This window comes from Dendrosporobacter quercicolus, from assembly GCF_900104455.1.
In the GTDB taxonomy this organism is placed as follows: Bacteria; Bacillota; Negativicutes; order DSM-1736; family Dendrosporobacteraceae; genus Dendrosporobacter; species Dendrosporobacter quercicolus.
Genome location: NZ_FNHB01000012.1, coordinates 14,621 through 41,487 on the forward strand (window position 1 = coordinate 14,621; position 26,867 = coordinate 41,487).

Consider the following 26,867-nt stretch of genomic DNA (forward strand, 5'->3'; position numbering starts at 1 on the left):
AGCAAATAATGTTGATGAAAAAGAGCCTCTCGCAGTGTTTGGGATTGTTTTTTCGACGTGTCCTGTCCCAACACTTCAGAGGCTCTTTCTTATACTGCCCGGCCCAGCCTGTTATCAAGGATCAAGCAGCCCGTTCCCGTTTAATTCAAGCCTGCCTTCTTATCGCCTTAAAGGCCTCGGTTTGCTGCTTGATTCCCACTTCTGTTGCAAATCGCTCAATGCTGGAAGCGCCGAAGAAACCTTCGACATTGTGGGTGTTGGCAATAATGTATTGCGCATCTTCCGGTTCGGCGATAGGACCGCCGTGACATAAAACGATAATGTCCGGATTTACCGCTTTACCGGCATCGCAAATGGCTTGTACTTTGGCGACGCAATCATCCAGCGTTAGTGCTGTTTTGGCTCCAATCGTGCCCTTGGTCGTTAATCCCATATGGGCAACAAGAATATCGGCCCCGGCCTTAGCCATTTTTACCGCTTGCTCGGGATCGAATACATAAGGAGAAGTAACCAGATCCAGCGCATGCGCTTTTTTGATCATTTCGACTTCCAAATCATAGCCCATGCCGGTTTCTTCCAGGTTTTGGCGAAATACCCCGTCAATCAGTCCTACCGTCGGGAAATTCTGAACACCGGCAAAGCCCTGCTCTTTCAGCTGCTGTAAAAACACTTCCATAATCCTGAACGGATCGGTCCCGCATACGCCGGCCAGAACCGGAGTATGCCTGACCACCGGCAGGACTTCCGCCCCCATTTCCACAACAATCTTATTGGCGTCGCCATAGGATAACAACCCGGCCAGCGAACCCCGGCCGGCCATTCTGTATTTGCCCGAATTATAAATGATGATCAGATCGACTCCGCCCGCTTCGCCGCTCTTGGCCGATATGCCGGCGCCCGCACCGGCGCCCACAATAATCTTGCCTGCCGCTATTTCGGCTTGTAATTTTTTCAATACTTCACTTCTGATTGGCAACACAACAACCGCCTCCTAAATATTTTTTTCTGACAGCAGTTCAACTAATTTTTGCGCAGCGGCAGTGGAAAACACCGGATCATTGATATTTGCATCCACTTCGATGATTTCAACCAGCGGATTGGTGATATTTTCTTTCAGTGCGGCAAATAACGCCGCAGCCTCTTCCGGCCCGTAAAAGGGCTGGCCGGGAGCATCAATCATCGACACACCTTTGAGCGGCAGCAGCAAAGCAGCCTTTGCTTGGCATTGGTTGAGCTTTTCAGCGATCATTAACCCCAATTGCCTGTTCTCATCGACAGTTGTCCGCATCAGGGTAACCGTAGGATTGTGCTGGTAAAAATTACGGCCCTTGTATTTCGCCGGAACGGTGGCAACCGGCCCAAAATTGACCATATCCAAAGCGCCGACAGAAACGACCTGCGGTATCCGGTTAAGAGCGGCGGCGTCCAGCCGCGTCTCTCCTGCGGCCATGTTTCCGCCCATCAGCTCATCTGCCCACTCGGTGGTGGTAATATCAAAAACGCCTGCAATATAGCCGTCTTTGATTAAACCTTCCATGGCTTTGCCGCCTGTTCCTGTCGCATGAAAAATCAGAACCTCATAGCCCCGTTGCTCCAAATACTCCCTGGCCTGATCGACGCATGGCGTTGTCACGCCGAACATGGACGCTGCAATCAAAGGCTTCTTTTCCAGCACCTTATCCACTTCAAATTTTACCATTCCGGCGATAGCCAGCGCGGCATTCGTAAAAATTTTGGTCGAAATGGAATTTAAGCCGGCGACATCCACAATAGAAGGATACATAAAAATATCGCTGGTTCCCACATACACCGAAACATCGCCTGCGGCGACGGTTGAGACCATCACTTTCGGGACGCCGACCGGCAAAGCCCGCATGCCGGGAGTAACCAATGCAGTCCCGCCGCTGCCGCCGCAGGACAAAATCCCGTCAAATTTGCCTGCTGCGTAAAGTCTGGGCAGCAATTTTTCCAGTCCCCTGGAAAGCACGTCGGTCGCCAAAGCGCGGTCTTTTCGGGCCGCAATTTCTTTGATATTGGCCCCCACCGCTTTGGCAATGTCCTCATTAGAAACATCGGCCGCTAACTTTGGCTCAAACACCCCCGTATGAATCATGAAGGTCTGCAGGCCCAGGCTCTGGATAAGCTCTTGCAAATAAGCAAATTCCACACTTTTAGAGTCAAACGTTCCGGCGATAGCAACTGTTTTCATCATAACCCTCCTTGTCAATGGCATCGGCTTATTTATGGAATTTTCCCATTAATACAACAATACCTTACATGCAGACATAATAACAGGTATATTTAGCTGATTTTTATGTGTTTATGTATTATTTCGGCTAAATTCAGCAACAGCAGCCGTTCGGTAACGAGCCACTCCGACGGTGTTTAATGTTTCGCTGCTTGAAGCCCTCTGCGGTATCGTACCGGCGAAAGGCCAGTCAATCTCTTAAAGGTTTTGCTGAAATGAGCGTAGTCATTAAATCCGGTCATGCCGGCTATTTCGTTAAGCTTAATATTGTTAAATTTCATCATTTCTTTGGCCTTGCATATTCTAAACTGAACCAGATACGCCGGAAATGTACAGCCAACCTCCTTCTTAAACAGAGCGCTTAAGTGCGACCTGGAAATATGGGCGACATTGGCCAGATCGGAAAACAAGACCTCCTTCCGGTAATTTACGGCAACATATTCTTTAACAAAAGCAACATAATCATAATGCTTCTTAACGCCTTCAATCATCTTGATCAGCAGTTCGTCCTGCACAATATCGCCGGTTTGTTTAAACGCCCTGGTAATGTCAGTGATTGCCTCTTCCGAGGGGATTCTTTCAAAGGACGAGCCGCCGATATAGCCCATAGTTGTGGTATTGTTATACATAAAACTAAGATCCGCCGGGGTTTTTATCGGCCCGCCATAAATCATTTTGATGGGATTGGTATTGAATTCATCACAGGCGGCGAAAATTTCATCCGCGATCAATTTGGCTGACTGCAGGGACAGTGCTTTTTTTGCGCCAATACAGCCGCCTTTCGTCAATCCTAGATGCGCACAGATCAAATCTGCTCCTGCGCCTAACATCTGCCTGGCCTGACTGGCATTAAAAACAAAAGCCAGGGTAAATAGGTTCCGGCTGTGAGCAATTCTTACCGCCTCAATTTCCCGCGCAAAAGAAATTCCATTCTCTTCAAGGGCTTCCCTGAATTGACCGTCAATCATACCGATCGTGGGAAAGTTGTTGATTCCGGAAAACCCCTGCTTGCTGATCAAATCGATATATTGGCTCAAGTCGATTGTCGGATCGGTCGCATTCAGGCCAAAAATTACCGGTATTTGCCGGGCGACCGGAATGATTTCCCGCGCGCCAAACTCCAGCACCAGCTCATTGCCATTGGCAAACGGCAGCCAGCCGGCCAGCGAGCTTTGCCCCATTTGTCTAAACCGGCCGGAATTTAGGGCCAGCAGCAGATCGGCTCCGCCTTTCAAGGCATACTTTGCCGTAATCCCTGCGCCCACGGCCACGCCAATGATGTGGCCGGTAATTCTGATCTGCGTTCTTAATTTGCTCAATATTTGCTCCCGCGCTACAGCCATTTCGTACCTCCTTGTGCTAATACCATAAAAAAACCGGCTGAACCGCCCGGTTCTGACAACGGATATTCCTGCATTCCAGCTTCGCGGTCTGGCGCCACTCCTATTATTGTATCCTGCAGCAGTAAAAACAAACAAAAATCGCCTGCCAGAGGCAGACGTAGAACAGAAGGGAGATCTATATTAACAGAGCGTCCTCTGACCTTTTTACTATATATCCGATGGTTATATCATAATAGGTAAATTTTAGAATAGTTTTAGAACAAGGTCCGCCTGTTAAATTTTTTTATCCTTTGGCCCGGCTTGGTTTTACAACTCATCCAAGCCCTCAAACTGCAGCTGATAATACTTCGCGTACAGACCGTTTTGCGCCAGCAGTTTCCCATGATTGCCCCGCTCCTGAATGCCGTTGCTGTTAATGACGATGATCTCGTCCGCATTGCGGATGGTACTGAGCCGGTGGGCCACGACAATCGTGGTCCGGTTTTGGGAAAGCCGTTCCAGCGAAGCCTGAATAAACCGTTCGCTTTCGTTGTCCAAAGCCGAGGTGGCTTCATCCAAAATCAGAATGGGCGGGTTTTTCAAAAAAACGCGGGCAATGGCAATCCGCTGTTTTTGCCCCCCGGAAAGACGCGTACCGCGTTCTCCCACATAACTGTCATACCCGTTGGCAAGACTGACGATAAAATCGTGAATGTTGGCATTCTTTGCCGCCGCAATAATTTCTTCATCTGTCGCCTCCGGCTTGCCGTAGGCAATATTATCCCGTACCGTGCCGGCAAACATATACACATCCTGCTGTACGATACCGATCGCACTGCGCAGAGACTTCAGCGTAACCTCCCGCACATCCTTGCCGTCAATCAGCACAGCGCCCTCGCACACATCATAAAACCGGGGCAACAGGGTGCAAAGGGTGGTCTTGCCGCCGCCGGAGGGGCCAACCAGCGCCACTGTTTTCCCGGCGGTAATCGTAATGTTTACTCCGGTCAGCACTTCTTCATTTTGATTGTAGCGAAAGGACACATCACGGTAAACAATATCTCCCCTGACATTGGTCAGGGGGACGGCATCCGGTTTTTCCAAAATTTCCGGCGACGTACTTACGACCTCCTGAAAACGTCTAAAGCCGGAGTAGCCTTTCTGAAACTGCTCGGTAAAATTGATCAGTACATCAATGGGATTCATAAAAATCCCGATATACAACGCATACACGGCAAGATCGGAAACCACCAGCGAGCCTTCGGCTATGAAGTAACCGCCGCTGACCAGCACCGCCATATATAAGATTCCCTGGAAAAGGCCGTTTCCGGCGTGAAAACTCCCCATGACCCGGTAGCTGTCAACCTTCGAATGTAAAAACTGCAAATTGCTGACGCAAAACTTCTCCCGTTCCAGTTCCTCGTTGGCAAACGATTTGACCACGCGGATACCGGAAAGGCTATCCTGCACCCGGGCGTTTACCCCGGCAATCTTTTTGCGGTTATCCATGAAAATAGCTTTCATTTTCCTGTTTTTATGAATACTGAAAAAAACCATCAGCAGCGTGACCCCAAAAAGGATCAAGGTCATTTTCACATTGAGAAATAATAACAGGGTAAAAGAGCCGATAATTTTCAGCGTACAAATAAAAACGTTCTCCGGCCCGTGATGGGCCAGTTCCGAAATGTCAAATAAATCGGAAACCAGCTTTGACATCATTTCACCCGTATTGTTGCGGTCATAGTAAGAAAAGGACAGCCGCTGATAGTGGTCAAACAAATCCTGCCGCATGTCGCTTTCCATCCGCGCACCCATAATATGTCCCCAGGTGGTGATATAATACTGGCAGGCATAGCGAATACCGTACATCATCCCCATGCCGGCGGCGACAAGTCCCAGTACCGGAATAAATTCAGCCGCACTTCGGGTAAACACATGATGAGTAAGATAATAAAGAATTTGCGGAAAGGAAATATCAACCAATGAAACCACCGCTGCACACAGCAAATCGGTAAAAAACAGCCACCGGTAAGGTTTATAATATTGAATAAACTTTGCCCAAATAGACATAAACACCTCCGTGAACCTAGTACGATAAAGTTGAATCCAATTCTTCAATAGTCATATCTTACCACATGAAATCCATTCAATGCAAAAATTCTGTTACCGCAGGACTTTTGCATTGGTCTTGTCCTTGAATCACCCGATTTGCCGGCAAACATAAATAAAAGCCAGCAAAATTCAGGTTTCTGCCTAAACCAGTTATCCACCCCCTCCCAATACAAAACAAGAAGCTCTAAAGGCGCCATGTATCTCTTTACTTGCTAAAATTCATTTAGTTAGATATAATAATTACTAAAGGTAACTATTTCTTGCAGAAAGAAGATGATTTCATGGCTGAGAGCGATTTGGTTATTCCTATCTTAGAAGCCTTGTGGCTGGCAAAAAAAGCAACGGAATGTATGCCCGAACTGCCTGCTGGCATGAAGCCCAGTCATATTCGGGTACTTGATGTCATTCATAAACAACACCGGCAAAACGGCTATGTTCGCATTACTGATATTAGTACTGCAATGCATATTACCAAACCCAGCATTACCAAGCTAATCAACGAATTGGTTGATTTAGGAACGGTAAAAAAAACAACAGCTGCTGCTGACAAAAGAATTGTACTGGTAGAACTCTCTCCATTTGGCAGGCAATGCGTGCAAACCTATGTTCTGAATTATCATGCAAAGTTAGCAAAGTCTTTTTCTAAGCTTGACCGGGAAAAATATCTTTCCATGATCGAGACGGTGGAATTCATTTATCAGTCGATGAAAGAGGTATCCAAAAATAATGAATTCTAAACCAAAGGCTGCCAAACGGTCAACACAAACGAACGATTCCGAACGGAATACGGTAATCGCCGTTGTATCAATTGCAATTGTCACTTTTATCGGCATTCTCTCAGAAACAGCATTAAATATTGCCTATGCTTTATTGATGAGTGAATTTGACGTACCGGCAGTGATAATACAATGGCTTACCACAGGATATCTGCTGACTTTATCCATTTTACTGCCGCTTTCCCCACTGTTTGTCAGGCATTTTCGTACAAAAGCATTGTTCCAGACGGCTGTTATCATTTTCACCCTCGGAACACTGCTCTGTGCATTTACCGGGAATTTCCCAATGCTATTCTTAGGAAGAATTGTCCAGGCGATAGGAACCAGTATTTCGCTTCCGTTGATGATGAACATTATTTTAGAAAAAATACCAGTTAGCCGGCGGGGAAAGCTCATGGGTATTGTTGGGCTTGTCACTAGTTTTGCCCCGGCCTTGGGCCCTACTTTTGGCGGATTGATGATTGAATGGCTAAACTGGCACTGGATTTTCATCAGTATGCTCCCAATACTTGCAGTCTCTTTTCTATTTGGCAGCAAATATATTCCCGATATTCATTCCAATAAACCAATGGCGGTTGATTACTGGTCTGTTCTTTTGTCCACAGTTGGCTTTATCGGTATTGTTTATGGCGTAAGTATATCCGCCGAGTCAGGCTGGAGCGATTCTGCCGTATTAAGTTATATTGCCACCGGAGGACTTAGCCTGGCTGCATTCGCCTATCGGCAGCTGAAGCTGGACAAGCCCTTGATTCAGGTGCGGGTGTTCGCCAATTCCCTGTTTACCATGGGCGCTTTTATTGTAATGATCAGTATGATGACGGTCTTGGCGGCAGGCTTTGTACTGCCGCTGTATATCCAAAAATCATTAGGCTATTCCAGCATCGCCGCAGCTCTGGCAATGCTGCCGGGCGCTGTTATTAACGGAATTATGTCGCCGCTTACCGGTAAGTTTTATGACAGGCACGGCCCCCGGCTGTTACTTTCCACCGGATTTTTGCTGCTTAATCTTACCCTGCTTATTTTTTCTTTCGTGCCGATTGGCTTGGTGGAAGTAACCATCATTTATACCGTATTTATGTTCGGCGCTTCCATGCTGGCCATGCCGGCGCAAACCAATAGCCTCAACCAGTTGCCCCGGCAGTACAATGCCGATGGAGCCGCCATTATGGGGACATTGCAGCAAGTGGCCGGCGCCGTGGGCACAGCGCTGGCCTCAAGTATTTTAACAATGACCAGTGTGAAGTACGCCCAAGCCTTTCCCAGCGCAACGACCGAGGTAATCGCCCAGTCGATTGCCTTCGGCACCCAGCGGAATTTCATGTTTTTTCTGTTCTTAGCTGTTATCGGCCTGCTATTGGCGTTATTTACGCGCAGAAAACCTGCTGCGCACCAATTTCCGGATGATTGATGTCCAGATGATACTATGGAGACAAAAAAAGTGAAGATATTCCATGAATTGTGTTTAACCGGAGAAATAATCACGGTCATAACAAAGCCCTGCAGCCACTCTTTATCAAGAGTTTACTGCAGGGCTTCGTTATGTATGCTGTAGTCCAGAACAACAATAGCGCACTCAGCGGCCTCGGCAAATTTATTTATTATTTTGCTGAGGCGTTCATTTTCTATCTTTTCCTTATTATAGCGGCCCGCCGTATTTTACCATTAAATCCTCCATCAGATTCAGTCCGCCCCTGTAACCAACATAACTGCGGTCAATAATCAGCCGGTCATACGCAGGAAAGGCTACGCTCAGGAATAAAGCGCCGCCAAGCTCGCTTTCCGCAATATAGCGTTCCAGAGAACTGGCAAAAATGATTTGTACTGAATAATTGCGCAGCAGTAAACGGATTTTATGGGCATCAATTTCAAAAACAACCTTGGGCGTCAAAGCGCTTTCCAGATTACCGGTAAGATCCTGAATGATTTGGTCGCGATATTCTTCCGGCGGATCATCGGTGACAATTACAATTTCCGGATTGAACCCAAGTTCATTGGTAGAATACTTGGTAAGGGCGATAGCGGTGCTGCTGTCGGCAACTACGGCATAATAAGCATGCGGTATAGCGACAAACAGGATATTGCCGATAAATTCGGTAAACCGGTAGGCATCGGTTTCCTCTGCGCCAATTACCCGGGAAATTACATCAGCCGGTAATTTTAATTTAAATCCCAGTACCTGCAAAAACTTACTGGTGTCCTGCGGTCCTACCGGCAGTGAGGGAAAAACCTGATAGGGAGTTCCAAAGCGTTCTTCCAGTTTACGGGCAGTACCAATCCCCCACAATGAAAAAACCAGATTGAGTTCAGCCGCCGGGATCTGCTGTAATGCTTGCAGTCCGGCTAAGTCACCAAAGATAAAGTTTGCTTCCACACCAATTTTCGCCAGCAAATCTCTAATATTACGCAAATCTCCTTTCCAGAACAGGTTTTGGGTCGGTACAACGCCAAGAATATTTACCGTTCTCTTTTTCACCGGTTGGTCTGTTAATAACTGATCAATCACTGCATCAAAATAAAGCTCATAGCCTTTATAGGAATTGCCGGTAAAACCCGCTGTTTTGACATGGATAATGGGGACACGGTTCCGGAATTCCGCTACCACCGAATCGACATCATCGCCAATCAGACTTGGCACACAGGCCGAGATTACAGTATATAATTCGCCGGGCATCAGTTGAATGGTACTTTCGATGAGTTTGCGCAGCTTATCTTCGCCGCCAAAAATAACATGTTCTTCCACCAGTGTAGAGCAGGGTGTACTGGCGCCGCCGACCGGTCCGGGACTGTTCAGGCCGGAGGCAAAACTTTGGCCAAAGTTTTGGGCAAACCCGCAGCCGCCGCCGGCATGCAGAATAGGGATTGAGCCAAAAGTCGCCAGAGCGGCGGAATAAGCGCCGCCCATAGCGCAGGTATATCTCGGCGCCTCGGCTACCTCAGGAAAAAATGGCTGCGGCGTTTCCGTTACTGCTGTCATTGGCTACCTGGCCTCCTTACTGGCAAAATACAGCGGATCGGGCTGCTCATACCACCATTCCCGATAGACCTCAGGCGTCTTTTCCAGCATAAGCTTTTGGAAAGAACGGTTTTTGGTAGACTGCAGCAAAAAATTCCCGGCGGCAATTGTTCCCCGATAGCCGGCCTGCGCACTCCACGGCCGGGCATCGCCCCGCGCCGAATGAATACGGGTTGAGCTTTTATCCCGCTTATAAGCGCTGCCCTGGAAGGGGCAGGTCAAATTAATATCAGGATCATATCTTCTGGTATGATGGGCTACTTCCGCCGCCTGGAAGGTATTGATCAAAACATCAAAGTCACCGACTTCGCCGATTAACCGTTCGGTTTCATCTGCTACCAGATTATCAAAATCCAGACAAATGGCCGCCGGTGTTTTTACCCCTAATTCATTAAACAGCGGAACCTGGGACAATAAACGCCCCTGGCCCAAAGAACCAAGCACATTGATATCCCGGCCACCGCCAATTCTGGCAAATTCCTGCCGGATCAGCTCCAGTTTGGGCAAGCATTCGTCATGCTCTTCCTTAATCACTTTTTCGGCTTCTTTTTCCTTACCGGTATATTTAGCAATTTCTCTTAGCCATTCATCGGTATGTTCGATCCCGATTGGCGACGGATATAAAAAGTAAGGTACGCCATATTCCTGTTCCAGTCCACGGGAAAGATAATCGGTAAAGCTGGAGCAAATAGGGGCGGTTACAGCTGCCTCTGACATGATTTCGAATTGCTCAACGGTTGCAAACTCCGGTATGAAATTGGGCCGCAAGCCCATTTTATTAAGCAGGCGGGTAATTTCCAGCCGGTCTTGCCAGGTATAAGACAACATGCTGGCCACATTCACCAAATCGGGCTGTTTTTTTGTTGGTTTTTTAACCAAATATTTCAGTATGCCATGCCAGAAGGCATCATAACCGGTTTGAATGAGCTTCGAACGAATACCTTCACAATGAATGGCAATAATTCTGGCCTCCACTTCGGCTTGAGTTTCTTCGACAATTCCCGCAATATCTTCGCCAATAATTCCTGAAGTACAGGAGGCCAGAACAAATATAGCCTTAGGATTATACCGGCTCTGCGCTTCTTTAATGGTATACTTTAATTTGTCAGCCGCACCGTAAATTACATCTTTTTCCGTCAGGCTGGTGGTCAGCCAGTGGAAATCAAAGTTTGCCGGCCGGCCTAAGGAGACCGGGATTTTTCGAAATACTTCACGGTAGCCCAGACCAACCACCGAGCAGCCTACCGGGGCATGGACAATCATTACTGAATCGCGAATCGTCATAACCCGCTGCGTCAAATAAAAGTTTAACAGGCACCCCGATGATTGTTGGAAAGCACGTTCCTGATTCAAAACGGTCCCCTCCCGGACCTTCTGAATAAGATCGGATGCTTTGCCAAAAAATGCATTGATCCCATTGCCCCGCTGTTCCCTGGTCGGGCAGGTATTGTCCTTTAGGTTAATCATTGTACAAACCTCCTGTTCCTGAATTTGTATTTCTTATTCACTGAAAAATAAAAAGAGGCCGGTTTACTCTGTAACAGAGAAACGACCTCCAGCTTTCCACCGGCCAATCTTATTCCAATAATTTACTCAATTAACTTAATTTAGTTTATCTTATTATAACTATTCGTAAGTTGTCAAGATATTTTTCAGCACACTATATATAAAAGGACGTGGAGCACTTGATTTTCACTACCGGTTTCATCATCGCGCGCATAACTGGTCGATAAAATCCTGCGGCTCTGCAGCCGTTAAGAGTTTATCTACCCTGTCACGATCTTTTAGACTATAAAACAAATCATTGATGATGGAAATATCATCATTTTTTACAGCAGGCAGACAGATGAGTTGTACTTTGTTGTTTAAATTATCCCATTCAATACAATGCTGTAAGCGGATAAAAACAATCGACGACTGATTGACAGCTACAGGCAGGCCGTGAGGAAGGGCAATTCCATGTTTGAAACAAGTACTGCTCATTTCTTCCCGCGCAAACAGAGAATGAAGAAACTCATTTTTTACATAGCCGTGGTTGAACAACAGACTTGCTGAAAATTCCAGAATCTCCTGCTTATCGCTATATTCCGCCTGCAAAAAAATGAAATCCTCCCGGAGAATTTTTCTTAAACTATTGCATTGCTGCCGCTTAATCAAATAATCCAGCAGCACTTGTTTATTTTTACTAAAATCAGCGTCAAAGGGAATAAAATTAATTCCCTGTATCCGGGGATTCATCGTGCCAATAATCGCCAATATGTTGAATTGCTGTTTCAAATTAGCTAGTTTTTGTTTGAGATCTTCCTCTACAACGCTTAATACAATTGTTTTTAAGTCAGGATAACAGCCGGAAAGCAGCTCATTAATCTCCAGCGCCACGCCCCGGCCGGTAAGACACATGCAAACAATCACCGGCGGCTTGTTGGATTCGTCGATTGGGATGACCGGATACGAGTATCGGGAATTTATGATTTCATAATAAATGTCATCTAGGGTTTCTTCCGCTTCCTGATCTGAAATATAGACCTTTCTTACGGCTTCCATGACCGAAACCACATCCACCCGGTCAATTGTCCTCGCCTTGATACCGGTTCGCTTTTGCACCACGTCGCCAATATTGACCAAAGACCCCATATCGACAAAAAACAGGATGCCGCTGTCGGCCTCAAGCGTTTTGGCAATTTCTACCGCCTGCTCAAAAACCTTGGCGGGATTGGTATGAAATGGCATATCAATGGCAATGGGAAAGTCCACCCCCATAAGCTGATTGACAATTGCAATCATTTCCGAGGCAATCCTGCCATGACATACGGTAATGATCGCCAATTTGTTCTTTTTATTGGCAACCTGCAGCAGTTCTTTAATATACATGGCAATAAAGCCAATTTCACCTTCCGAGATCTGTACCTGCTCCGCGGCTTCAACTTCCCGGGCCAGTTGCAGGGCCAGCTGGTATTCTTTGCTGAAATTCTTTTTGATATGCATAAAATTTGGGTTGATAATGTCCTGATGATAGCGAATCCTTTTGATCGCCTCGGCCAGGTGGATGGCCAGATAAATTAAAACCTTCTCATTCATTCGCAGGCCGGGATGCAAGGTGCGCACGGCCAGGGAAAAATCCTTAATGATACGGCTGACCGTTTCACCGACAAGATACTTCAAATCATCAACCGCGGTCAGCTGGCTGCCGTAATTCGATCCGGAGCCTAATAAATTAAAATTATTTAACACAAAGGTCCAGATAATTTTCTCTATTTCTACCTGGGGAATATCCATTTTTTTTAATTCATGATATTTTTTTTCGACCTTTTTGTAAATATCTTCAAAGATTGGATAGTCGTGCTTTATTCTCGCTGTCGATATATGCGGAATAAATAAAGCGTCCTGGAATACCATTGCACTGTTGCGCTGTCCGCCGGCGGCTTGTCTGTCGAGAAACAAGGTATTATATAACAGTTCATTAAAATCAATATTAATTTCATTTTTGCCGCTATTCATTTTCTCGACATAAGCATTGGCGCAGGTAACCTGAATTTCACTTTTTAGCTGTCCGATATTGCCGGGATACTCTTTTAAGGCAAAGGCCGATAAAATTTTGCTTTTCACCGCAATTTTGCATCTTGTACGATTGGCCTCTTCCTGAAAAAAATCATAAATAAGCTGTGCTTTTTCCCGCATGGATCTTTCGGCCAGCGTTGGCAGCTCGATAATCATCGGAATTCTTCTCCTGAAGGTCAACAGCAGCGAAGACTCAATGTTTTCCGTTGTGGCGCCAATGAAATACACCTGGCATTCTTTTTCGCTGCTTACTTCGCCCAAACGCCGGAATTTGCCTTTATCCAGCAGAGTAAACAGCATTTCCTGCCCCTTGGGCGGCAGCCGGTGTATTTCATCCAAAAATAAAACACCGTTATGGGCCCGTTCCACCAATCCTTCGGCATCCTGGTCGGCGCCGGTAAAGGAGCCTTTCTTATGCCCGTACAGGATGGACAACAACAGCTGAGGATTATCGCCATAATCGGCGCAGTTCAGCGATATAAACGGAGCGCCGGCGGCCAGCACTTTTTTGTTTAGCGCATATTTATACATACACTCGGCAAACATTGATTTTCCGGTGCCGCTGTCGCCCACAATCAGCGTAGGCAAGCCCGATGGCGGGTACAGCATGGCGGCTTTGCCCTGCTGGATGTTTTTCACCAGACTGCAGTCATACCCTACTAATTTAGCAAAATCCGTCGCCGGGGGATTTGCCGCCGGCCGTTCCCGGTCCGGCAAATTCTCATCCTGTTTCGGCTGGATACTTTTTCCCAAATCGGCAATATAATTGCGCGATACTGCAAACCCTTGCTCAGCCAGCAGGTTAACCAACTGGCTGATGGTTGCGTCCGGCTGCTTTGCTCTTATTTTCTCTATTGCCTTTTGAATATTTTTTTTCCGCCGTTCACGCGAGCTTGGCAGCTGCAGTTCCTTTCTGATTCCCGTAACTGTTTCCCGCAAAACAGCTAATTTGCGGGCAATTTCCTCATCAGTCAAAGGAGTATAAATGCTTTCGGCCATAATCAATTGCTGAATCAATTCTTTTTTATTGCGGGACATGCTGGTTCCTCCCTTCTCTCAATGCTATCCCTAACTATCATTTACACCAAAAAAAGGGAATATGCCGCCTTGTAGTAAACAATGTGCATACTCCCCCTTTAACATAAAATTAATTGAACAAACCGGTCATTAAGCTCGCTTTACTGAGCCAAACAGCTGCATATAATGCCCTAGCTTTTCCCCATACCCGCTCAGCATCACCGACTCAATTTCCATCATATTCGAGCTTTTCCCCGGAACAAGGAACTGTGTTAAAGCAGCATACCCCGCCTGATCCAAATCGGTATACAGGTTTAATTTCGTTATCCCAAGCCCGATCGCCTGCTTTAAATTATCATCGCCAGTTCCGGAGCAGCCATGAAGGACGAGCGGGACAGGCACTGCCTGCTCAATTGCCCGCAAACGTTCAAATTGCAGCTCCGGCTTGCCGGCATACAGGCCATGCGAAGTTCCTACGGCCACCGCCAGGCAGTCAACCTTGGTTTCCTGTACAAACCGCAGGGCCTCCCGGGGATCGGTAAGGCCTTCATGTTTCGTTTGCTCATACTCAGCGCCTTTACCGACATGCCCTAATTCGGCTTCCACCGTAATATCAATTGCATGGGCAAAGCTAACAATTTCTTTTACCTCGGCCACATTTTGGGCAAACGGGCAGGTTGAACGATCCACCATAATGGAGGTAAATCCCGCCCGTACGGCTTTTACCGCATCGGCAAATTCCTGTCCATGATCCAGGTGAACGGCAACCGGCACCGCAGCCCGCCCCGCCCTTTCCACAGCCAGCTTGCCGACTGCCAAAATATCAACCATCGCCGGGTAAAAAGCCAGGATAAGCGGCGATTGATATTTCTCGGCAGTTGAGATTGCCGTCTGGATACTGTCTTCATTCCAGACATTAGCGGCCGGAACCCCGTATTTCTTTTGTTTTGCATCAACCAACATCGTTCTCATATTTACAAGCATAATAATATCATCCCTATCTAAATTGTACTAGCTACCGGCTACTTCTGCTGTATCGCCCGGGCGTTAAAACAAGTATCCAGCTTGCCTGACTGGAAAAACGGCTGCATCATTTCCTGCAATAATTCAGCCGATCCTTCGGAAAGATCCTTGCGCTGACCTGCCAAATGCGGCGTTAGGATGACATTGTCCAGTTTTAATAAGGGACTTTGCTGCGGCAGCGGCTCGGTGTAATAAACATCTAATGCCGCACCGGCAATTTTTTTGTTCTGCAGCGCGTCAATCAGCGCATCTTCGTCAATGATTTCGCCGCGGGCCACATTAATAAAATAAGCGGTTGGCTTCATCATCGCCAGCAATTCTGTGCTGATTAAGCCTTTATTCGCTGCTAACGGCGGAACATGAATGGAAATGATGTCACTGGCGGAAAAAAGCTCCGGCAGCGATGCCGTTCGCGTATAGCCTTCAAATAAGGCGTCAGCGGCAAAAGGATCGTAAACCAAGACCTGCATGCCCAGAGCGGCCGCTTTTTCCGCCACTCGCTTGCCAATTTTACCAAGACCGACAAGACCGAATTTCTTATTTTTGAAGGTTATTCCCCTAAAGGTTACAAATTCATCCCAGTTGGGAACTTCCCTGTTGATGTCGGCAGCCCATCTGCCGGCTTTCACATACTGATCTGCTCTGATAATATTTCGGCCCAGCATCAGGGCAAACGTAATGGTAAGATCGGATACCGGCTCAACCGAACGCCCCGGCGCATTAAAAAAATAAATACCTCTTTCGGTGGCCGCATTGATATTAATATTCACGGCGTCAGAGCGGCAGCAGCCAATTGCAGCCAAATTCTTGCCTGCGGCAATGACCTGCCTGGTAACCGGCGCAGTATGCACAATTAGCACATGAACGTCGGCAATTCGCTCGATCAGCTCCCGGGGATGGCCGCAGTATTCCGTAACGCTGTCATCGCCAATATCATCGCTCCGGTCACGGCTCATGGGCTTATCCATGATGACGTCAAAGGAATCAATCTCATAATGATAGCCGGTTAACATTTTCTTTGTTGCAGCTACTAAATCTTTGGTGTTAACCCACTCATCGCCAACCACCAGCACATTCAACTTCTGATTTTTGTCCATTTTTTCTCCCTCCGCTGAAACGTATTATTATACCGGTTTAGCCTTGTCCCAAAATCTCTGTCTGGAATATCTTATTGGCTTCCTGCTGCGAACTGGCCTGATACAGCCTGACTAGACTACTTTCCTGCTTGCAAAAATCGACGATATTCTTCAAATAATTCAAATGCCTGTTTTCTCCCTGCAGGGCCAGTAAGAACACCAGTCCCGCCTGGACCGTTGCATTGGCATTGCCCATTTCGGCAAACGCAACCGGCTCCTTGGATATGCCCAGGAGGATGGCCGGCTTAATGACATTTTCCGCCTTCGAATGGGGGACAGCAATCCCGATTGGTTTGGTGGGCAGCCCGGTGGGATATACCTCCTCCCGCGCTAAAGTCTCGGCCTGATACTGCTCATTCACATAGCCTTTCTGCAACAGATAATTGGCCAAGCAGCCGATTACCTCTTCCCTGGTCGTCATATTTTCTAAAATGATGGTGTCGTAATAGACGCTGCCGGTTGTTTGACTCATTCTGCTCCTCCTTCACGTTGATTTACAAGCGTAAGCGAAAATATTAAAAAGCAAAAATCCAGGAAAAAATCTTGTATACCAAAACCAGTCCCGGCGTACCGGCGGCATCCCAGTTGGAGATTAAGCCTTTCGTAACGTCATAGCCCATCGTGCCGGCCAACTGCGTCATAGGGCCGGCCATAAAAGTCGCTCCCCAGCAGAACAGGCAGACGATTATGGACAGGGTAATAAGGTTATGAAAAATATTCCCCTCAGTCACTGCATTCACGGCGGCGCTTTCCCATAAAACGATGATTAAGCTCACCGAAGCGATCATTTGGTTGCCAGGCAATGCCAACGATATCAGCAATGCGATCGGATACATCAGCAAGGTGGTTGGTATTACCGCCGAATGGCCGATAACCGTGGAACTATCCAGAGCAATACGGACATCATCCCGTTGCAGCTTGCCCACCAGAATGCTTCGCGCCGCTTTAATAATGGGAAACCAGCCTTCGACTAAAATCCCGGCCATGCGCGGCAGCAGCAGGAACGCCGCCGCCATTTGCACGCCTAACAGCAAGGACGGCATAAGTCCAATTTGGCTAAACAACCCGATCAAAATGCCCAGGGTCGCTCCCATCACGGTAGTCTCACCGAAAATGCCCGCTTTTTCCTGAATGGTTTCGGCGTTAAGCTTCACATCTTTAATTACAGGGAGTTTACGCAAAACCGCTACAATCGGGATTGCCAGGCAAGCCTGAAAGGAAAAATGCGTGCCATGCGGCCAGGAACCGCCCGGCGGAAAGTTATTAATTTTTTCAATATACGGCGCGGCAATATCCGCCGCTTTCACATCAACAATTAAAAAAACCACCACCGCCAGTGTCGCCAGCCAGAAATTGCCCGTGGAAACACCGATCATTCCGGCCAGCAGCATCGCCCGCCAGGTGTTGAAAACATCCACATAGATGGTTTGCGTAAACCGCACGGAAACCAAAATGATATTCAGTATTAAAAAAACCAAGACGCCGAAATAACCGTACGTATTACCAAAGGCATACCCTACCGACCCCCAGCCGATGTCAATAATATTCTTGTCAAATCCATAAATAGACACGATATTCGTGATTGGCTTAACCATCGCTTCCTGAATCAGGTTTGTCACCAGAAACAAACCGGTAAGGCCGATGGATACCTTCAGTGCGCCAAGAATAGCTTTTTGAACGTTTACTTTTACCAGGAAGGACACGATTAAAATAATCCCGACGATCGTAACGGTTGAATTGAATTTAAAAAAAGCTGACAGGACACTGGTAACCCAAGCAATAAATTCCATACGCCTTCTCCTCGCTTAACTTTTTTTGCTGCATCCTGATGATCTCCTGCGAGCCAGCCCTGCAGAAAACAGCTGCCCAGCACCGCCCGCCGGGCTTGTCGCCTAATGGCGGGCACGGTCAAGATCACTGCTGTATTTTGCGGATTTCCGCGATAATCTGATCCAGTGCTTTTTTCGCCGCGGCATCATCCAGCATGATGCCAAGAGCTCTGATCATTGGAACCGGATATTCAGCTTTCATTTCCACTGTGGTAACCAGCAGATCGGCATGAACTATGGCTTCCTCCACATCATTCACGCGGCAAAGAACTACTTTGACGTTCTTTAAGCCTTCTTGTTTAATCCGTTCTTCAATTTCTTCCCTCAAATAATTTGATGTACAAATACCTGCGCCACAACAACAAAGAACTGTGACTTCTTTTTCCATCGCTGACACCTCTTTCATATTCATTAACCTTCTCGCTCATTTAAACTTGCAAATTTCATGCCAGTTACAAAAAAAGCGGCTCGTTCCGCCATTTATCAGTATTCATTCAGGCAAAAAAAACAGGCCTGCTTTTTGTAATTACAAAAACAGGCCTGCCGTTTTTACATTTCAGACTATTCAGACGCTTAAAGCTGTGAGCTTCCCAAAATGACCGACGCCGCTCCCGAACCGGCGCTTATGTTATTTTTGCAGTAATATTTCCACCACTTGTTTCAGCGTATTCTGTTCGCCGGTATTGCCCGGAAAAATAATATAGGGCATATGAGGAAATTTACTTTCCGCTCCGGTTTGCCATACAGGTATACCCGGCCTGATCTGACCTTATCTTTGACAGCCTCCCCTTCCTGTATCTGCCTGAAATTAAAGCTGAACCAGCTCTGTAGCAATATTTTTGCAAAATGCACTGTCATGCTCCACAAAGAGAATTGTGGGTGAATACTCCAGCAGCAGTTCTTCGATTTGCATGCGGGAAACCACATCAATAAAATTAAGCGGTTCATCCCAGATATATAAGTGGGCTTTCTCACAAAGACTTTTGGCAATCAGCACTTTTTTCTTCTGACCACCGCTAAAATCGGCCAGGTCCTTTTCAAATTGCACTCTGGAAAAATCAAGCTTTCTTAAAATCGCCTTAAACAGACTTTCGTCGATACGATGATTGGCGGCGTAATTGGTTAAGCTGCCGCTGAGGCGTGAGGTATCCTGCGAAACATAGGATAGTTTGAGCTGACTTGCTGTGCGGAAAGTTCCGGTATAAGTGATGGGCTCACCGCAAATCAGCTTAATAAGGCTGGACTTGCCTGAGCCGTTCTTTCCGCACAGCGCGATTCTGTCGCCCTGTGCAATGGTAAAGCTTACGTTCTCACAAGCTGGCTTGCCGCCATAAAATATTGATACATGATCAAGCTCCGCAAGACGGCCAGCATGAAAGTTCAGCGGTGAAATTTTCAATCGCTCGGCGCTTTCTATATTTTTGAGCAGCTTAGACTTCTGCTCAACTACTGACTGTTGTCTTGCTTCGATTGTCTTAGAACGTTTCATCATCCTGGCCGCCTTGTGGCCGATATAGCCCTTATCAGGCTTGACACCTGAATTTTTCGTACCCAGTTTTGTTTGCTCCGTTTGATCCGACCACTGAGCGGTGCGCCTGGCGGCAGTTGACAGCCGGGTAATATCGCGGCGCAGTTTTTCGTTTTCCGTCAGCTCAAAGTTGTCCTGCAGTTCTTTATTTTTCCACCAGGAAGAAAAATTCCCTTTTTGAATTTCAATATTTGTTTTGTTTATGGACAGGATATGATCAACACAGTGATCAAGAAATTCCCTGTCGTGAGATACCAAAATAAAGCCGCGCTTAGAGCTGAGATAATCACTGACAACTCTTCTTGCTGCCAGATCAAGATGATTCGTCGGCTCATCAATCAACAGAAAACTATTTTCTTGAACAAATAAAACCGCCAGCAGCACCTTTGTCTGCTCACCCTGGGAAAGCAGCTCAAACGGGCGGTATAAAACGTCTTCGGCAACCTGCAGCAAGGTCAGCTCACGCACAACCTCCCAATGAAGATAGTCCGGATAAATGCCGGCAATAACATCAAGGGTGTTGCTATCCTTGTTGGCAACCTCGAACGGGAAATAGACAAAATTTACATTGGCCGAAATAACGCCGCGGTATTCATACCTGCCCAGCAGCAAATTGAGAAATGTCGTTTTGCCTCTGCCGTTTCTGCCGGTAAAGCCCAACTTCCAATCGGTAGCTATTTGAAAACTCACATTTTCAAAAATGTTGTCATAACTGCCGTCATAGGCAAAAGTCAGATTGCTAACGCTTATTACAGACATCCTTATCGCCTCCTGTATAACAATAAAACTGCAAGAAAGTAAATTCCTGCAGCTCATCAATACAGCAAAGCCAAGCCCATCAACCGGACCTGACGAGGACATATTCCTGAGTGAAAGAATATATAACTTTCCTGCCAGGCACAAAACAGCAGCAAACTCCCGCTCCCGTCATTATGCCGATACGAGCCCACTGTAATTCCTAAACTCCCGTTTTTCTCCGGCGCCTTCCGCTGTTCGGCAGGTGCGGCGCTGGCCTTGCTGAGCAAAAAGCCTCAGGCAATTCCTCCTGGAATTTTAAGAGCTACAAAGCACTGGCAAGAAAATTACATCTTCTTCAACTCCTCATTTCATTAGTTATCATTACTATATCATACTGTTTTTCAAAATTCAATAAACACAAGCTGGCGCCAACCAACCCTGAACTGCAAGCAGCTGCAGAATTCATGGCTGACGCAGTACCAGGGCCGCAGGGCCAAACTTCATATCACTGGAAATCGGCGGCGCCGGATGCTGTGCGTACGCTTATCCAGGCATGGATCGCGTTACTCTTTTTCCCAGCTCCGACAGGCAAATACTCAGCCAGCCAAAAACAAGTCCCAAAAAATTAGCGCCTGTAATCCATAAAACCGCGTAACATAAATTGCTGATATAATCGGCCTGCACAGGGAAGGATTGCGCATAATAGCCGGCAAATATGCAGGAATAGGCGTTAAATGATACCAGCGAGCAATTTAACGCCGCTATTTTTAAGGTCAGCATCAGTATAAACACTGTCAGGAAAACAGCTGTAATCATTGCTGCAAGCGGCGAAAAAAACCTGTCAAGTCCATCAATTATTCCAATAGCGGCAACCGCCAAAACAGCTCCGGCCAGCATTGGCAATACAGCTTTTTTAAACACCTGCGCCGTCGCACCTAAGGTAAAATACCAGGCCCAGCCAATGAACAAAGCCCATACAGGCAGGCCGATGAGCACACCCAGACACGACATTGCGGCAAGCACCGCAACCCAAACATCCAATGCGTTGATTTTACCCGGCATTATTTTCACCTCACCTTGAAAAAATTTTCGATTCGATATAACCGGATCATCGCAGCGCCTTAACCTGCACACCGGCTTCTGTTAGCTTCTGATGAACAGCGGCGGCTGTCGCAACGGCATTGGGAGCATCCCCGTGAATGCAGACAGTCACACCTTCAACATGAATCCAGTTTCCATCAACGGTATCGATTTTGTGTTCAGCTACCGCCCGTAAGGCGCGTTCAGCAACTTCCCGGGGTGATCTGGCTTGTTTGACCCGCTCCAGAATCCAATTTCCATCCGTATCATAGCCAAGATCGATTAAAATTTCCGGGGCGGTCTTAAGCCCGCGCTTTTCGGCCCGTTTTAATGCTTCACAGCCGGTATGCAGCATAATAGATAAATCTTTGTCGTAGTCCTCAATCGTATCTAAAAACGTATCGATATACCGTTCCTGTTCACCAACCATACGGTATAAAATTCCATGCGGCTTAATATGCTGCAGCTTCATGTCATGCAACTTCAGAAAAGCCTGAATGGCTCCCAGCTGATATAAAACATCACTTCTTAATTCGGCGGGAGAAATATCGATTTGCCGCCGGCCGAATCCTTGCCGGTCATTAAGCCCCACATGCGCGCCTACGGCAACCTGATACTTCTTGGCCCAGACAATCGACTGTTCCATAACCAGCGGATCGCCTGCATGAAAGCCTGTCGCTATATTGGCCGAACTAACCCAGGGCATCAGCGCCTCATCATTGCCCAGCACATATCTGCCAAAGCTTTCTCCCATATCCACATTAATATCAATTTCCATCGCTGTCCCCTCCGCTGTTCTTCCTGCTAAAATCAACTGATTTTGGAATGGTGGTGCGTCTGCAAAAAATCCGTATAGAAATCGCCACTGACAAAATCCGGGTGTTCCAGAATAGCCAGATCCGCCGGTATTGTCGTTTTTATGCCTTCCACAACAATGGTTCGCAGTCCGGTTTTAAGCTGCTCGATCGCAGCCGCGCGGGTTTTTCCCCACCCAATCACTTTGGCAAACAAAGGGTCGTAATACGGCGGAATTTTGCTGTTCTCGCTTACTGCCGTGTCAATGCGCAGCTGTTTATTCTTTACCGTATCCGGTAAAGACAGTTTTCGTATCAGCCCCGGCGACGGCATAAAGGTGACTGGGTCTTCCGCATAAATTCTACACTCAATGGCATGTCCGGTACATTTGACGTCTTTCTGCCGCAAAGCCAGCCTTTCACCCGCGGCAACGCGAATCTGCTGTTCAACAATATCAATTCCGGTAACAAATTCTGTAACCGGATGCTCAACCTGCAAGCGGGCATTGATTTCCATAAAATAAAACGAGCCCGAGCAATCGCATAAATATTCGATAGTCCCAGCGCCTGTATAATTCATTTTACGGATAAGCTGTTTGGTATAAGAAAACAAAGCTTGCCGCTGCGCTTCACTGACCGCCGGCGAAGGCGACTCTTCAATAATTTTCTGGTAGCGACGCTGGATAGAACAGTCTCTTTCGCCCAGGCATAGGACCGACTGCTCCGCATCCGCCAGGAACTGTACTTCGATATGCCTGGCTTTGCCAATGATTTTTTCTATATATACATCCCCGGAGGCAAAAGCCATCGTGCCGACCCGGCGCAAACCGTCAAGCAATCGCTGCATTTCGTCCGGAGCGCCCAGCGTATCAATTCGCTGAATGCCTTTCCCCCCGCCGCCTTTATCCAGTTTTAACATCAAAGGACCACCATGTAACTGGGCAATATCATAGATTTCATCCACTGACTCTATGGGCGTTACCGTTCCCGGCGTTACCGGCAGTCCCAGCTCACTTGCCAGCTGGCGGCAATAGCACTTTGACTCGATGCTTTCCAGTACCGCCGGATCGGGGCCAATCCATACCGCACCGGCCTTATGCACCGCCTTGGCGAACTCCGCCTTTTCCGATAAAAATCCGTAGCCCGGATGCACTGCATCCGCCTGTGATTTTTTCAATACCTCCAACAAGATTGGGATATTTAAATAACTTTTAACCGGGCTTGGAGAACCAATATAATAGCTTTCGGTCGCAGCTTTGATATAAGACGCCTCTTGATCGGCATCTGAATAAACAACAACAGTTTCTATGCCCATGATTTTGCAGGTTTTGATAATCCTGCTTACAATTTCCCCACGATTTGCTATCAATATTTTTTTTATCATCGCTACTATAACCTCAACTTAACTTAATTAGAAATTTCTAAAACAATCATTGGCGTGTCAACGTCCATCTCATCCCACTCACCAACCAAAATCTGTTTTACTTTCCCCGCCTTTTCAGTGGAGCAGCTGATTTCTATTTTCATGCAGTTTATAACCGCCAATTCCTGTCCCTGCGTTACAATATCACCTTCATTTACCACAACTCTTGCCACCAGCCCCGGCATAGGCGCTTTCAATGTATATTCCATTTTTATTCCTCCTCTGCGCTTTTTCTTGCAAAAATTCAAAATAGCTGTTTAGTGTAAAATCAAATCTTCCGCTGCGAGCAGGGCTTTAGCTTCACGCCGGGCGGCAACCGCCTCATCAACCGTAGTCAGCTTAAATTTCACTTTATCCCGTGATGGTATCCCCTGCCCGATTTTCCACAGATCAGCCTGAATTACATTGGCTACACAGACAAAACCGCCAAGAGTCGGTCCATCGGCAATCAACAAAGAAGGCGTATTGCCGGTAACATTCACTGCCCCCCTCATATTATAGCCATGATCGACTATATTCGAAGGATGACTGCCGCCTTTGCCGCCGTTCGGCCTGGCCCAGAAATAATCCGGAACTTCCGCTAAGCGGTACGCCGCCCGATTGGCATTATGAGAAATTTTCATTAAACTGGAAAACAAATAATCCATCCCGGCTTCGGTCACATAATCCGGGGCTGAATTCGGTCCGGGAATGGCTCGCAATTCCCATTCATTTGTATATTCCGGAATATACTTTGGATTGATTCTGCGGCCCGCCAAATCTTTGATCCCGGAATTGCCGATCGGAATTTCATCGCCGTCCTGGAGTTTTCTGCCCTTGAAGCCGCCGTAAGATCCAAATAAGCAGGTGGATTTACTGCCTAAATACACCGGCACATCAATACCGCCGGCAATACACACATAGGAACGGAATCCGCAGTTGCCAAAATGATCAAAACTCAGCTGATCGCCCGCTTTTATCGGAACAGCCTCCCATAAGGGCAGCGGAGTTTCATTTAATTTGGCGGACATATCCGCTCCGCAAACAGCGATGATCGCGTCCTGGCTAAATTCAATCCGGCAGTAGCCGCCGGCAATTTCGAGGCCTGCTTCACCTGGCGGATTTTTTACAATCAGATTGCCAAGCTGCAAGGCCAGATGATCCATCGCTCCGGCTGCAGCCATCCCCAATCCCATGTACCCTACACGGCCCGGCCAGTCTTCCACCAAAACTTCAATACCAGCTTTTATTATTTTCAGCATATTCTTCAAACCTCCCACGCTTAGTTCTATTAGAGTCTGGGCGCTGTTTTTGCGCCCTGCTCCTGCCGTTTGTCAAAAGCTTCCGCCCCTTGCTTCACTTCCGGTTGAGCCAGAAACTCAAGATATTCTTTGACTACGATTTGGCTTTCTTCGATTTCATACTGATAGTCTGTTTTATCATGTACATGCGCATAGATTGAATCAATTTCCTGCTCCGAAACCTCGACAAACTTCAACCGGTCGCCGGAAGGGTGATACAAAAACGGCTTATCTTTAAACTGAGGATGCCGCATCGACTGCTGAAAGGTCGGTATCGTGCGGCCAAACAGCTGATATCCGCCGCCCGTTGCCGTAGTATAGGTAAACAGGCAGGCGCCGCCAATCCCTACGGCCCCTTCCGGGGTCCAGATACGCGGCGGATTGTATTTGGGAACAATCATCTTGCAGCGTGGATCCATCGGCCAAAAAAATCCGCCGCCGGGCCAAAAGCCGCAGCCACTGTTATACCAGTACGTTTCAAGAAGCATATGCTTGATGTCCTCTACAGAGCAGCCATTGCATTTTGCCATATATTCCAGGTTATAGCCGCCCTCGCAGTTAGGCGCTTCAGGCCTTATCTGCTTTAAATAAAGTTCAACCGCTTTTTTGGTCTGACTATCCTCAAAGGCAATTGGCAAGGTAATAATCCTGGAATCTATGACCATATCCGCAACGCCCAGAATCGATCGTTCCGCTGTTTTTATTTCCTCGATTAACTCTTTTAATGAAATCAGCAAAGGGTCAAAATGGAATAGATTGGCCCGCAAGCTTGGTACGGTTTCTATTAATCCTTTAATGTTTTGTTGTTTTACCTTATTGTCCACTGCCAGAATCCGGAAAGAATCAAGTAATTCCACTCTTTGCTCATAGCCGTACTCTACCTGGAGGAAGCCGTCGCCGGCCTGACGAAATAAGATTTCGGTTCTGTCCTTCGTCGCCGGCATTGTGTCAAGAATAACTTCATATTTATTCACGAAAAATGCCTCCTTTGAAATAAAAAAGCAAGAACGCCAGTCCATAAAAATGGATATCTAAGCGCCCTTGCTTTTTTTCTTCCATATAGTTAATTTTATCCTAAGTATAAAAGAAAATCATTTCTAATTCAATTACTCCTCCTTACCATTTATTTTTCAGTTTCGGCGATTTATGGTAAAAAAGTAGTAGGAAAGCTGAGAAAATGATATAATATAACGCAGGATAACAATTCAGCATAGTATGGTGGTGGGTGCTTTGGACTCCCTTGGCAATAATGTTTGGATGGTAATCACAGATATCATCTATAAAATTCACGGCGTTAGCAGCATTGATAAAATGCGCTCAATTCTCCTAAAGCAATTGCAATGGGTCATTCCTTTCGACCGGGCAACATCCTATCTGGCGTCTAATGGCCAGGACTTATCGCTTTGCTCTCCTGTCACGCTGAATTTCCCCGCTGAATATGTACAGCAATATTTAAAATACTACCATAAATATGATTACTCCCGGGGTATAAAGCTCAGCGCGAATAATATTGTCTATCTGGATTCAGATATTTGCGATAAAAAGGTATGGCTCAAGTCGACCTACTATGAACAAATTTGCAAGCCCAATGCAATTCATCATATCATCCATATCAATATCGCCTATGATAATACTTTTCTGGGAATCTTATCTTTATATCGAAACGAAGCCTCAACCAATTTCTCCTATCGCGATACCTTTATCTTAAATCAGCTTAAGGATCATCTGGCGCTGCGTCTTTATCATGCTTATCATTCGCTCGATAAAAGGCAGAATACCTTATCCGTATTCGACTGCAGTGTCAAGTATCAGCTGACTGCCCGGGAAGAACGGGTGCTGGGTCTCATGGCGAAAGGGCTTACCACCGAAGAAATGTGCGGCGCTCTCAGCATATCGCCCAATACATTAAAAAAGCATATCATGAACATTTATAAAAAACTGGGAATAAAAAACCGGGTTCAGTTGCTGAAAATGGTCCATGACTAAAACA

Annotated in this window: 22 protein-coding genes; 3 read left to right on the forward strand and 19 right to left on the reverse strand. The window is 46.8% G+C overall.

Features of this window, described 5'->3' with window-relative positions; translation table 11 throughout:
• Nucleotides 1–145: 145 nt before the first annotated feature.
• The 4 genes from BLR06_RS16585 to BLR06_RS16600 all read right to left on the reverse strand — a co-directional run bounded on the left by BLR06_RS16585 (nt 146) and on the right by BLR06_RS16600 (nt 5,640).
• Nucleotides 146–979 carry a phosphoenolpyruvate hydrolase family protein gene (locus BLR06_RS16585; protein WP_092074712.1) on the reverse strand — a complete coding sequence of 278 codons (834 nt, stop codon included), beginning with the start codon at nt 977–979 and terminating at the stop codon, nt 146–148.
• Between the two features lie 12 nt (nt 980–991).
• Nucleotides 992–2,212: a Tm-1-like ATP-binding domain-containing protein gene (locus BLR06_RS16590; protein WP_245698203.1), complete on the reverse strand. Its 1,221-nt coding sequence runs from the start codon at nt 2,210–2,212 to the stop codon at nt 992–994.
• Nucleotides 2,213–2,385: 173 nt separating this feature from the next.
• The gene (locus tag BLR06_RS16595; protein WP_092074714.1) at nt 2,386–3,591 is read right to left on the reverse strand and encodes a phosphoenolpyruvate hydrolase family protein; all 1,206 of its coding nucleotides are present in this window, start codon (nt 3,589–3,591) and stop codon (nt 2,386–2,388) included.
• 306 nt (nt 3,592–3,897) lie between these two features.
• Nucleotides 3,898–5,640, reverse strand: coding sequence for an ABC transporter ATP-binding protein (locus BLR06_RS16600; RefSeq protein ID WP_092074715.1), 1,743 nt, complete (start codon nt 5,638–5,640; stop codon nt 3,898–3,900).
• Between the two features lie 323 nt (nt 5,641–5,963).
• Between BLR06_RS16600 and BLR06_RS16605 the strand changes: the two genes are divergently transcribed.
• Both BLR06_RS16605 and BLR06_RS16610 read left to right on the forward strand, forming a co-directional pair.
• The gene (locus tag BLR06_RS16605; protein ID WP_092074716.1) at nt 5,964–6,419 is read left to right on the forward strand and encodes a MarR family winged helix-turn-helix transcriptional regulator; all 456 of its coding nucleotides are present in this window, start codon (nt 5,964–5,966) and stop codon (nt 6,417–6,419) included.
• Nucleotides 6,409–7,866, forward strand: a complete 1,458-nt coding sequence (locus tag BLR06_RS16610; protein ID WP_092074717.1) for a DHA2 family efflux MFS transporter permease subunit — start codon at nt 6,409–6,411, stop codon at nt 7,864–7,866. Before BLR06_RS16605 ends, BLR06_RS16610 begins: the two co-directional genes overlap by 11 nt.
• Before the next feature lie 228 nt (nt 7,867–8,094).
• Here BLR06_RS16610 and BLR06_RS16615 read toward each other — a convergent pair whose 3' ends face one another.
• The 15 genes from BLR06_RS16615 to BLR06_RS16690 form a co-directional block, all read right to left on the reverse strand.
• Nucleotides 8,095–9,432, reverse strand: a complete 1,338-nt coding sequence (locus BLR06_RS16615) for a nitrogenase component 1 (RefSeq protein WP_092074718.1) — start codon at nt 9,430–9,432, stop codon at nt 8,095–8,097.
• Nucleotides 9,433–9,435: 3 nt separating this feature from the next.
• Nucleotides 9,436–10,938, reverse strand: a complete 1,503-nt coding sequence (locus tag BLR06_RS16620) for a nitrogenase component 1 (protein ID WP_092074719.1) — start codon at nt 10,936–10,938, stop codon at nt 9,436–9,438.
• A gap of 240 nt (nt 10,939–11,178) precedes the next feature.
• Nucleotides 11,179–14,067, reverse strand: coding sequence for a sigma 54-interacting transcriptional regulator (locus BLR06_RS16625; protein ID WP_092074720.1), 2,889 nt, complete (start codon nt 14,065–14,067; stop codon nt 11,179–11,181).
• Nucleotides 14,068–14,196: 129 nt separating this feature from the next.
• Nucleotides 14,197–15,030, reverse strand: a complete 834-nt coding sequence (locus BLR06_RS16630) for a class II fructose-bisphosphate aldolase (protein WP_092074721.1) — start codon at nt 15,028–15,030, stop codon at nt 14,197–14,199.
• 38 nt (nt 15,031–15,068) lie between these two features.
• Entirely contained in the window at nt 15,069–16,166 is a 1,098-nt protein-coding gene (locus BLR06_RS16635) for an NAD(P)-dependent oxidoreductase (protein WP_092074722.1), read from the reverse strand.
• Between the two features lie 37 nt (nt 16,167–16,203).
• A complete protein-coding gene (locus tag BLR06_RS16640) occupies nt 16,204–16,677 on the reverse strand; it encodes a PTS sugar transporter subunit IIA (protein ID WP_092074723.1) in 474 nt (157 codons plus the stop codon).
• Nucleotides 16,678–16,720: 43 nt separating this feature from the next.
• Nucleotides 16,721–17,995: a PTS transporter subunit IIC gene (locus BLR06_RS16645; RefSeq protein WP_092074724.1), complete on the reverse strand. Its 1,275-nt coding sequence runs from the start codon at nt 17,993–17,995 to the stop codon at nt 16,721–16,723.
• A 124-nt stretch (nt 17,996–18,119) separates the two neighbouring features.
• A complete protein-coding gene (locus BLR06_RS16650; protein ID WP_245698204.1) occupies nt 18,120–18,440 on the reverse strand; it encodes a PTS sugar transporter subunit IIB in 321 nt (106 codons plus the stop codon).
• A 402-nt stretch (nt 18,441–18,842) separates the two neighbouring features.
• Nucleotides 18,843–20,321 (reverse strand): Lsa family ABC-F type ribosomal protection protein, encoded by a 1,479-nt coding sequence (locus tag BLR06_RS16655; RefSeq protein WP_092074726.1) that lies wholly within the window; start codon nt 20,319–20,321, stop codon nt 18,843–18,845.
• Nucleotides 20,322–20,843: 522 nt separating this feature from the next.
• Nucleotides 20,844–21,362 carry a DUF1097 domain-containing protein gene (locus tag BLR06_RS16665; RefSeq protein WP_092074728.1) on the reverse strand — a complete coding sequence of 173 codons (519 nt, stop codon included), beginning with the start codon at nt 21,360–21,362 and terminating at the stop codon, nt 20,844–20,846.
• Between the two features lie 46 nt (nt 21,363–21,408).
• Complete coding sequence (locus BLR06_RS16670) at nt 21,409–22,158, reverse strand: 5-oxoprolinase subunit PxpA (RefSeq protein WP_092074729.1); 750 nt, start codon at nt 22,156–22,158, stop codon at nt 21,409–21,411.
• 32 nt (nt 22,159–22,190) lie between these two features.
• A complete protein-coding gene (locus tag BLR06_RS16675; RefSeq protein ID WP_092074730.1) occupies nt 22,191–23,558 on the reverse strand; it encodes an acetyl-CoA carboxylase biotin carboxylase subunit in 1,368 nt (455 codons plus the stop codon).
• A gap of 23 nt (nt 23,559–23,581) precedes the next feature.
• Nucleotides 23,582–23,806, reverse strand: a complete 225-nt coding sequence (locus tag BLR06_RS16680) for an acyl-CoA carboxylase biotin carboxyl carrier protein subunit (RefSeq protein ID WP_092074731.1) — start codon at nt 23,804–23,806, stop codon at nt 23,582–23,584.
• 48 nt (nt 23,807–23,854) lie between these two features.
• On the reverse strand, nt 23,855–24,838 hold the full coding sequence (locus BLR06_RS16685) for a 5-oxoprolinase subunit C family protein (protein ID WP_092074732.1): 984 nt from the start codon (nt 24,836–24,838) through the stop codon (nt 23,855–23,857).
• Nucleotides 24,839–24,867: 29 nt separating this feature from the next.
• Nucleotides 24,868–25,851 (reverse strand): 5-oxoprolinase subunit B family protein, encoded by a 984-nt coding sequence (locus BLR06_RS16690; RefSeq protein ID WP_092074733.1) that lies wholly within the window; start codon nt 25,849–25,851, stop codon nt 24,868–24,870.
• A gap of 283 nt (nt 25,852–26,134) precedes the next feature.
• Here BLR06_RS16690 and BLR06_RS16695 point away from each other — a divergent pair, with 283 nt between their 5' ends.
• On the forward strand, nt 26,135–26,863 hold the full coding sequence (locus BLR06_RS16695; RefSeq protein WP_173813044.1) for a helix-turn-helix transcriptional regulator: 729 nt from the start codon (nt 26,135–26,137) through the stop codon (nt 26,861–26,863).
• The last annotated feature ends 4 nt before the right edge of the window (nt 26,864–26,867 follow it).